Origin of the sequence: Candidatus Aquicultor secundus, assembly GCF_002791875.1 — a bacterium.
GTDB lineage: Bacteria > Actinomycetota > Aquicultoria > Aquicultorales > Aquicultoraceae > Aquicultor_A > Aquicultor_A secundus.
Genome location: NZ_PFNG01000143.1, coordinates 5956 through 14268, shown reverse-complemented (window position 1 = coordinate 14268; position 8313 = coordinate 5956). Strand labels below are relative to the sequence as shown.

The window sequence follows — 8313 nt, the reverse complement described above, 5'->3', positions numbered from 1 at the left end:
TTAGACCCTCCTGCATAAGAAAAAGGTTTCCGCACCCAAGATTCTTCAGTCGCTTCGCTCCTTCAGAATGACAATCAATTGCTAATCGCTCCCTCAGAATGACATGCACAGAAAGTAGGATGTCGCGGTACTAGTTGAAACGAGTAGAAGTGAGCTGCCGGTGCGGGCCGAATTTGGCGAGATTTTATCGCAACACGAATAGGGCGTAAGATATGAGCATGAGCATGAGCATGAGTATGAGTATGAGTATGAGTATGAGTATGGCTATGGATGGATTTACTGAGCGCTCCGCGATTGTCATTATGGCAAAGAGGCCGGTTCCCGGTAATGTTAAAACGAGGCTGTGCCCGCCGCTTTCCCCGGAGGAGTCCGCTGCGCTTTACGCCGCTTTTCTGGAGGACACCATACATAAGGTGGACAGAATTGGGAGCGTTATAAAATTTATTGCGCTGGACAGCGATTCCTCGCTGGAGCATGGCATGACGAGAACCGGGAATCTATCGGTCCCCGGTTCTTATACAGCAATCGACCAGGGCAAGGGCGATTTAGGGGAGCGAATGAGCCGGATTCTGGGGATTTTGTTCCAGAGCTTTGACCGGGTGCTTGTTATCGGTGCCGATTCGCCGACCATGCCATACGAAGTGCTGGAATCGGCCCTTACAGAGCTATCGAATCATGATGTTGTGATCGGCCCCAGCCACGATGGGGGTTATTACCTGCTGGGCTTGCGCGAGCATTTCGAGATTTTATTTGACGGTATCAATTGGTCAACGGACGTTGTCTTACATCAAACGCTCGACCGCATTCGCTCGGCTAATCTTACAGTAAAACAGCTCCTCACCTGGTACGATATCGACACCCATGCTAACCTGCTAAGGCTGGCCGCCGAGCTTCGCGAGAACCCCTCCGAGGCGCCGGCCACCAGCGCATTACTCAATGCCATTAATTACTAATCCTTATAATTAATCACCCTGACATATGCGCTTGCCATTTGCATGTGGTTGTAGTGTCCTGGCCCGCTAACTTGTTATGCATGATTGATTGATAATTAATTCCAACCAGCGTTATATTATGCAATAATCCAACCAGCTGCTTGACACATAGAGAATAAGTACTTAATATCGTCGATATAATGATAAGTTTTCATAATAAGGGCACAATGATGGCAAAGGAGTGTGGAAGAAGTGAGATCGATGGGTCATGGGGAGGGTTTCCAGTTGAATTTATATATTGAAAAACTTTTGAAGGATTGTCAAAAAGGCTATATTCCTAATCCGGATGAAGCAACGAGACTTCTGCAGGTTGACCTTGACTCCTGGGCGTTTTATGCCCTATGCGCAACTGCAAACTACCTAACGCGAAAGCACTTTGATAACCAGGCTGAAGTTTGCGCACAGATTGGGTTGGATTACGCACCGTGCAGTAAAAGCTGCGGTTTTTGCGCCTTTTCAAAATCGTCTGGTGTTGTTAAGGAAGCAATTTACTGGGATGAGAAAACTTTAATTCAAACGGCAAAAAGCTTTGCTGAAGCTGGAGCAAATGCAATTTATTTAATGAGTACAGCCAATTATCCATTTAGCGGTTTTGTATCTATGGCTGAAGCTGTGCGTATATCTATCCCGCGCGATATCCCCATGGTTGCCAACACAGGGGATTTAACTTTAAGTCAGGCCCATGAGCTAAAAGATGCCGGCTTTACGGCTGTTTACCATGCCTTGCGTTTGCGAGAAGGGACCGATACGCGTATTCCAGCTTCAAAACGCGAGGAAACAATATCCAATGCTAAGGAGGTCGGCCTGGTTGTTCAGGTATGCGTGGAGCCGGTTGGCCCGGAACATACTATTGAAGAGTTAGTTGATTTAATGTTTTGGGGTCGAGAACACAGCGTGTCTTTCAGCGGTGCAATGAAGCGCACAGCAGTGCCTGGGACTGCTTTGGCTAAACATGGTGAAATTACCTTCAGGGAATTGGCACGAATAGTAGCTGTAACCAGGCTGGTGATGGGCGATACCGTCCAAGCACATTGTACGCATGAGCCAAATCTTCCGGCTTTGATGGCCGGAGCTAATTTAATTTGGGCTGAGGCAGGTCCGAACCCGCGCGATACTGAAGCCGACACGCAATATGGCAGGGGTCAAAATGTAAAACACTGCCGGCGAATTCTTGAAGAGGCAGGTTTTAAAGTTCGTAAAGGCGCAAGCATAGCGGCTTTGCCGTCGGTGTTGGTTTAGGAGTAGTTTCTCGGGAGGCGTATCTTCTTTTTGCTGGGATTTTGGCGGGTTGGGACCGATGCGCTATGCCGTTTGAGAAGAACCGGAAAGCTAAAGATAAATGTGGCCAAATCCCAGGTGTAGAGCCGGTAAAGGCTGTATGAGTTAGAGTTGGTTTGACTCCTGGTTGTCGGGAGAGATTGATATGCTTGAAGCCGCACGAAAACTTTCATATATCGAACAGAAGAAACAACCGCGCTACTTTGCATTCATAAAAATCGCGGTAAGCGTGGCGTTGATCGCGACCCTGCTGTATAAATCGGATACGCATAAATATATCGAGCTTATACAACATTCTTCGCCCGTCTACCTGTTGATCGCGCTTTTGTTGACGGTGTTTTCAATAATCGTCAGCGCGTATAAGTGGCAGCTCTTAACGATCGCGCAGGGGTTTGCAGTGCCGCTGAGAAGCCTCGTTTCGTCGTACTTCGTCGGTCTGTTTTTCAACAACTTCATGCCGACAAGCATCGGAGGGGATGTCGTGCGGGTATACGACCTGCGTAAGATAACCAAAGATGGTCCCACAGCAGCCGCATCGGTGGTTGCCGAGCGCGTTCTGGCATCATTTACGCTGGGGTTGATAGTTCTATGTGGCGTCGCGTTTAGCTCGGGGTACCTTACGCGCTACTTGCCGCTTATCATCGCATTTGTCGCCGTTTGCATGGCGTCGCTCATCGTCGTGCTGTATGCGCATAAGTTTGGCGCGGTGCTTGAAAGATTTGAGTCGGCGTTCGTCAAAAAACTCAAAAACATGGCGGAATCCATGCGCTCCTCAGTCGAGCACAAACCGACCCTACTTAAAGTGCTTATTTACTCGCTTATCTTCCAACTTATGGTCGTCTTGATCAATATCTTTATCTTAAAGGCGCTTGGGCTTAATGTGCCGGCTGCCTTCGTGCTGTTATCTATCCCGATAATTTCTGCGATTACCATGCTTCCGGTTTCATTAAACGGCCTTGGGGTGCGTGAGGCTACCTACGTGTATTTCTTCTCGCAGGTGGGCCTTTCAACCGAGGAGTCAATCGCAGTGTCAATCTATTTTTTTCTGATAGTGACGTTGGTCAGCCTGATAGGGGGCGTGATATTTGCTGCTCGAAAATAGGAGAAAACCGCTCGTTGCCAGGATTATGGATAAAATAGATAAAGCTCTTGACAGTGCGCCGCAGATAATCGATGTCGGTGTTGAGCCCTCGCGGGGAGACGCCGCGTACGAGCGGGCGGCCCACTGTTTCGATCAAGGCTATAACTGCGCCCAGTCGGTCATGCTGTCGGCCGCCGAGACATTCGATGTCGCCATCCCGGCAGAAATCATAAAAGGCGCGGCCGCATTTACCGGGGGCATTGGTTACTGCGGGTGCACTTGCGGGGCACTTACGGGCGCCTCGCTTTTTATCGGTGTTATATCGGCCGACGATAAAAAGCCGCGAAAACGCACGAAAACTCTCGATTTAAGCGGTAGATTCCATGATCGTTTTAAGGATACCTTTAAGTCGACGTGCTGCCGGGTTTTGCGAAAGGGCAGTGATTTTAAAGACAAACAGGCCGATCGCCGGTGCAAGGAGATTACGGCCATGACGGCCAGACTTCTGGTCGACATGGTATCGAAAAGGATGATGGTCCCATAAAATGTTCTCATGATGTTAGGGACGCAAATGTCGGCGTAGGATAAGGTGCTTGATGATTTCGATCATAATTCCGGTTCTTAACGAGGAAGCGGCTCTACCTGCTTTTCTGCAGCAAATTAAAGCCCTTGAAGGGGATTTCGAATTACTGATCTGCGATGGCGGCAGTACCGATAAGACCGTCGAGGTTGCGCGAGGCTATGACTTGGCAAACATCAACCTGGTAGAGACCCCGCGTGGCAGAGCCTGTCAGATGAATGCGGGCGCGCGCGCGGCTTCCGGCGATATCCTTCTATTCCTGCATGCGGATACGTATATCGGCGCCGATGCGCTTACATCCATCGAATCGGCCATGCGCGAGGATGCGGTTGCCGGCGGCCGCTTTAAGGTAAAATTAGATAATCCGGCCGCACCTTACAGGATGATTGGGGCGCTGATAAATGTTCGGGACGGTATCTTCGGCGGATTTACCGGCGACCAGGCGATATTCGTGAGAAAATCAGTATTTGAAAAGATGGGCGGCTTCAAAGAGATTGAGCTTTGCGAAGACATCGATCTAGCGGTACGATTAAAAGATGCCGGTAAAGTAATCAGATTGCCGCTTTACGTTATAACAGCGGCGCGTCGCTGGGAGAAAAAAGGGCTGGCCAGGACAATTCTTCTGATGTGGCTCATACGATTGCTTTTCTATGCGCGCGTCTCCCCAAAGAAGCTGGCCGCGATATATGCAGATGTCCGGTAACTGTTGCCTGATAGCTAATAGAAAAAGCTTAAAAGGCAGACGTTTGGCAGATGTTTAAAAGATAGAGGGTCGATGAATTGATCGGCGTAATAACCGGCTCCGGTCTGTATAAGCTGAAGGACCTCGAGCTGAAAGAAGAAAAAACCATCACTACACCGTTTGGGGAGGCCGAAGTAAGCCTGGGCTCAATCGATGGTAAAGACGTCGCGTTTATCGCCCGTCATGGCAGAAACCACGAGCTTCTACCGAATATGATAAACTACCGGGCGAACATATTCGCTTTAAAGGAAACCGGCGTGTGTGCAATTATCGCGACATCGGTGATGGGTGTGGTGGATAGGCTTCTGGGACTCGGGCGGGTGATTTTATTCGATGACCTTTACTTTCCTGAAAACCGCCTGCCCAACGGGGAGATTTGCACGATGTTTACCGCACCGGGCGGACCGGAGCGGGCGCACTACATATTCTCGTCCCCCTTCTCATCATATATTCGGGGGCTAGCTGCAAAAGCGGCCGCCGATCTAAATATCAACCATTTAGACGGCGGCACCTACGGTCACGTGAACGGGCCCAGGTTTAACTCAAAAGCGGAGATACGCTCCCTGCAATCCGCCAGGGTGACAGCGATAAGCCAGACCTGTGGACCCGAAGCGGTGCTCTCGGGTGAGCTTGAAATCCCATATCAGTTAATAGGCTTTGGGGTAGACTACGCCAACGGGGTAAGCCCCAAGCCGACCCCGATCGAGGTGCTCGATAGCAACCTTTCCCTTGCGGCAACCGTGCTTCCCAAGCTCATTAAACACACGATTCAATCCCTAAACCTGGATGAAATCGGCTTCGACGGTATCCTGTACAAATTTGAGTAGGCCCCTCACCACATAAGGCGTCGGCTTTTGCCGATAAATTGAATTACCGGGTAAAGCATCGTTTAATATTAAATCCGGTGATATAGTGAGTATTGAAGTTAGTATTGAGACACCTGGAGGAGGTGGATATGAATCATAATCTTGCCGGCCCTTTACGCCGGAGCATGGCGTTCTTGCTTGACGGTCTGCTGGTTCTAGCCATCCTGTGGCTGGTGTACCTGCGTCCGAACGTGTTTCCCGGGTTGATAGATACGCGGGTGCTCGGCGTAATCATTCTCTTCGTCGGCTACGAGGCCCTAACACTTTATTACTTCGGGGCAACGCTCGGGAAACTTGCACTGGGCATCAGAATTGTCGACCGTACCACATTCGAGAGGCCGTCGCTGTTGAAGTGCTTTATAAGGCCGTTGGCAAAACTCTCGTTTGGGATATGGATTATAAACAGCGTATTTTTCGGCTTCCTGGCTTTCGCGTATACCCTGGTCGATTTTTTCAGGATGCTGACCGACGAGGACTACCAATCGGTTCACGATATCGTCGCGGGGACGTTCGCATTGCGATCGAATCAGCAGGTGGCAGAATCCGGCGTCAGGCAGGAGGCATAGCACTCGACTTGCCAAACAGACATTAGTTGGCGGGTAACGCCACGACTTTGGTTCGTTGCGTCGTGGTTTTATACGGGGTGCAGGTTAAGAGGGTAAGCTGCTCGTGGTCTGTTTTCTCATAGAGTTTTGGGTCGTCTGCGGGGAGCGATGTCCGGCTCTCGACAACGTAATGGTATTCTTTCCCCCGGTTGGCGACGTAAATGTCGTCGCCTTTCTTAAGTTCATATAAAAGCCCGAAGGTCGTTTGCGGAACCCATTTTGCCGGGTCATAGTTATGACCTGCGATAATGCAATTCTTGCCTTCCCCCGGAAAGCCGCTATCGGCAACATGCGATACACCCCTGCGCAAGAAATCTTTTGTTACTGCCGGCATTACCGGCGAATCGACTCTAATTTTCGGGATAACGATCCAAAAATGCCCACGCTCGAGCACAATAGGGTTTATCTTGGGCTCCGGGGCGATAGTCGCATAGATTTTTGGCAGGTAAAGAGATATAAGCAACGCCATGCCCGCAAAGAGGACAATACCTCCCACTACTTTTTGGGTAGTACCGATAGTACCGTATCTCTTTTTCGGATTCGACTTAGCCGTACTTTTTTTCTTCTGCCCTGCCATAAAAACAGTATATTGTTGCGGGCGGTCAATTACAATGCGAGATAGGTCAAATATACAGTAAGGCTCCAATCCTCGTGAGGATTTTCACAATAACGCACCGCAATATGTTAAAGAGCCTTGATAAGATATCTGCCAACGTATATAATTGGCCTACAAGGATTAGGGATGCGATAGAAGTTTTAGTACTGAATCCTTAGGAGGCGATTTAATGAACGTTTTAAGCCATCAAATTTCTTTAGGTTCCGGAGGCAAGGCCAAGGGATCTAAGAAGATGGTGATCGCTATCGTTGCGTCTGTAGCGGTAGTTGCTGCAATAGCGATAGCTGTAGTGGGCTCTCGTGTAATTGAGAGCCGGCGTGATGCTGAATTCAAGAAATCTTACGATAGCGGCATGAGTGCTTTCCAGACTGGAAATATCCCCGATGCCGTATTGAGGCTGCAAAAAGCGGTATCGCTTAATCCGAACGACAGCAAGGCACACCTTAGCCTGGCTCAAGGGTATTCCTCTGTCGGAAAGATTAAGGATGCCGAGAACGAGTACGTGGCAAGCCTTAAGCTCAACGCGAATCAACCTGAAGCGCAGTATAATCTCGGAGTTATCTATAAGAGCAGGCGTGAGTTCGATAAGGCGCTTGACCACTTACAAAAAGCAAAAGCGCTCAATAAAAGCCTCTATCCAGCGGATATAATGATAGCTTATGTCTATCGCGAGATGGGCAAACCGGAGAAGGCCGTTACTATCCTGTCCGGGCTTATTAAAGCCCAACCTTTCGGCGCCAATATTGGTGATCTACATGCCGAGCTTGGGCTGGCCTATCAGGCTCAGGGGAAGACAGCCTTAGCTACAGCGGAATGGCAGGAGGCTTTGAAACTCGACAAAGACAACGCAAAGGCTAAGAAGTTTTTAGGCAGTAAATAGTCGCAACGCATTGAGTTACGATAACCACATATGCGTATAATGCTGCGCTAATTTCTACCCAAAATAAAAACCGATCCGTCTGCTTACGCAACGATTCCAAAATTCGTTAAAAAACCATCAATATTTCTTAAAAAGCTCTTGTCTAGTATATACTAGTATATATATAATAATATATAAGGGGGTATAGTAATGTCGGTGAAACACGGGTTATTGGGTCTGCTTGCCAAGCAACCTCAGAACGGTTATGAGCTAAAGAATTCATTCGATGAGATAGCCGGTGGTTTTTGGGACGTAAACTTCGGCCAAATATATACCACTATAGATAGACTGATAAAAGATGGGCTAGCAGTAAGTGTTAGTGAAGGCGATGAGGGAGCAGAGCGAAGGGTCTACCAAATTACGCCAAAGGGTGTAAAGGAATTCAAAGATTGGCTTGTTAAGCCCATGGTCAAAGTAAGACCGCTTCGAGACGAGATATTCGTTAAGCTTGCCTTCATGGACCCACTTGATAAGGAAGCGATGTTACAGCTGCTTGCGGAACAGCGGCAGATGTACCTGGCTAAGATGGCCGAGCTGACCCGCAAGAAGTACCTCCTCTCGCGGCAGGCGGCCAACCGGGATATTTTAATGACCGACCTATTGCTTGATGCCGCCCTGTTCCATGCAGATGCGG

Annotated in this window: 10 protein-coding genes; 9 read left to right on the top strand and 1 reads right to left on the bottom strand. The window is 49.0% G+C overall.

The genetic code is table 11. The annotated features are described in order from the left end of the window. Positions 1-254 precede the first annotated feature (254 nt). The 7 genes from COY37_RS05875 to COY37_RS05845 all read left to right on the top strand — a co-directional run bounded on the left by COY37_RS05875 (position 255) and on the right by COY37_RS05845 (position 6105). Positions 255-953, top strand: a complete 699-nt coding sequence (locus tag COY37_RS05875) for a TIGR04282 family arsenosugar biosynthesis glycosyltransferase (protein WP_286976709.1) — start codon at positions 255-257, stop codon at positions 951-953. 264 nt (positions 954-1217) lie between these two features. Continuing rightward, positions 1218-2231, top strand: a complete 1014-nt coding sequence (locus COY37_RS05870) for a biotin synthase BioB (RefSeq protein WP_286976707.1) — start codon at positions 1218-1220, stop codon at positions 2229-2231. 184 nt (positions 2232-2415) lie between these two features. Further along, on the top strand, positions 2416-3372 hold the full coding sequence (locus tag COY37_RS05865) for a lysylphosphatidylglycerol synthase transmembrane domain-containing protein (protein WP_286678394.1): 957 nt from the start codon (positions 2416-2418) through the stop codon (positions 3370-3372). After that, on the top strand, positions 3356-3895 hold the full coding sequence (locus tag COY37_RS05860) for a C-GCAxxG-C-C family (seleno)protein (protein ID WP_286678395.1): 540 nt from the start codon (positions 3356-3358) through the stop codon (positions 3893-3895). The genes COY37_RS05865 and COY37_RS05860 overlap by 17 nt, the downstream gene beginning before the upstream one ends. Before the next feature lie 52 nt (positions 3896-3947). After that, positions 3948-4634: a TIGR04283 family arsenosugar biosynthesis glycosyltransferase gene (locus tag COY37_RS05855; protein ID WP_286678396.1), complete on the top strand. Its 687-nt coding sequence runs from the start codon at positions 3948-3950 to the stop codon at positions 4632-4634. Positions 4635-4711: 77 nt separating this feature from the next. Further along, positions 4712-5500 (top strand): MTAP family purine nucleoside phosphorylase, encoded by a 789-nt coding sequence (locus tag COY37_RS05850; RefSeq protein WP_286678397.1) that lies wholly within the window; start codon positions 4712-4714, stop codon positions 5498-5500. Between the two features lie 128 nt (positions 5501-5628). After that, positions 5629-6105, top strand: coding sequence for an RDD family protein (locus COY37_RS05845; protein WP_286678398.1), 477 nt, complete (start codon positions 5629-5631; stop codon positions 6103-6105). A 22-nt stretch (positions 6106-6127) separates the two neighbouring features. On the opposite strand, the gene COY37_RS05840 is transcribed toward COY37_RS05845, so the two are convergent. Next, on the bottom strand, positions 6128-6721 hold the full coding sequence (locus tag COY37_RS05840; protein ID WP_286678399.1) for a sortase: 594 nt from the start codon (positions 6719-6721) through the stop codon (positions 6128-6130). A 208-nt stretch (positions 6722-6929) separates the two neighbouring features. Between COY37_RS05840 and COY37_RS05835 the strand changes: the two genes are divergently transcribed. After that, positions 6930-7640: a tetratricopeptide repeat protein gene (locus COY37_RS05835; protein WP_286678400.1), complete on the top strand. Its 711-nt coding sequence runs from the start codon at positions 6930-6932 to the stop codon at positions 7638-7640. 189 nt (positions 7641-7829) lie between these two features. Beyond that, positions 7830-8313: PadR family transcriptional regulator (locus COY37_RS05830; RefSeq protein WP_286976700.1), on the top strand; the 484-nt coding region annotated here is incomplete at its 3' end.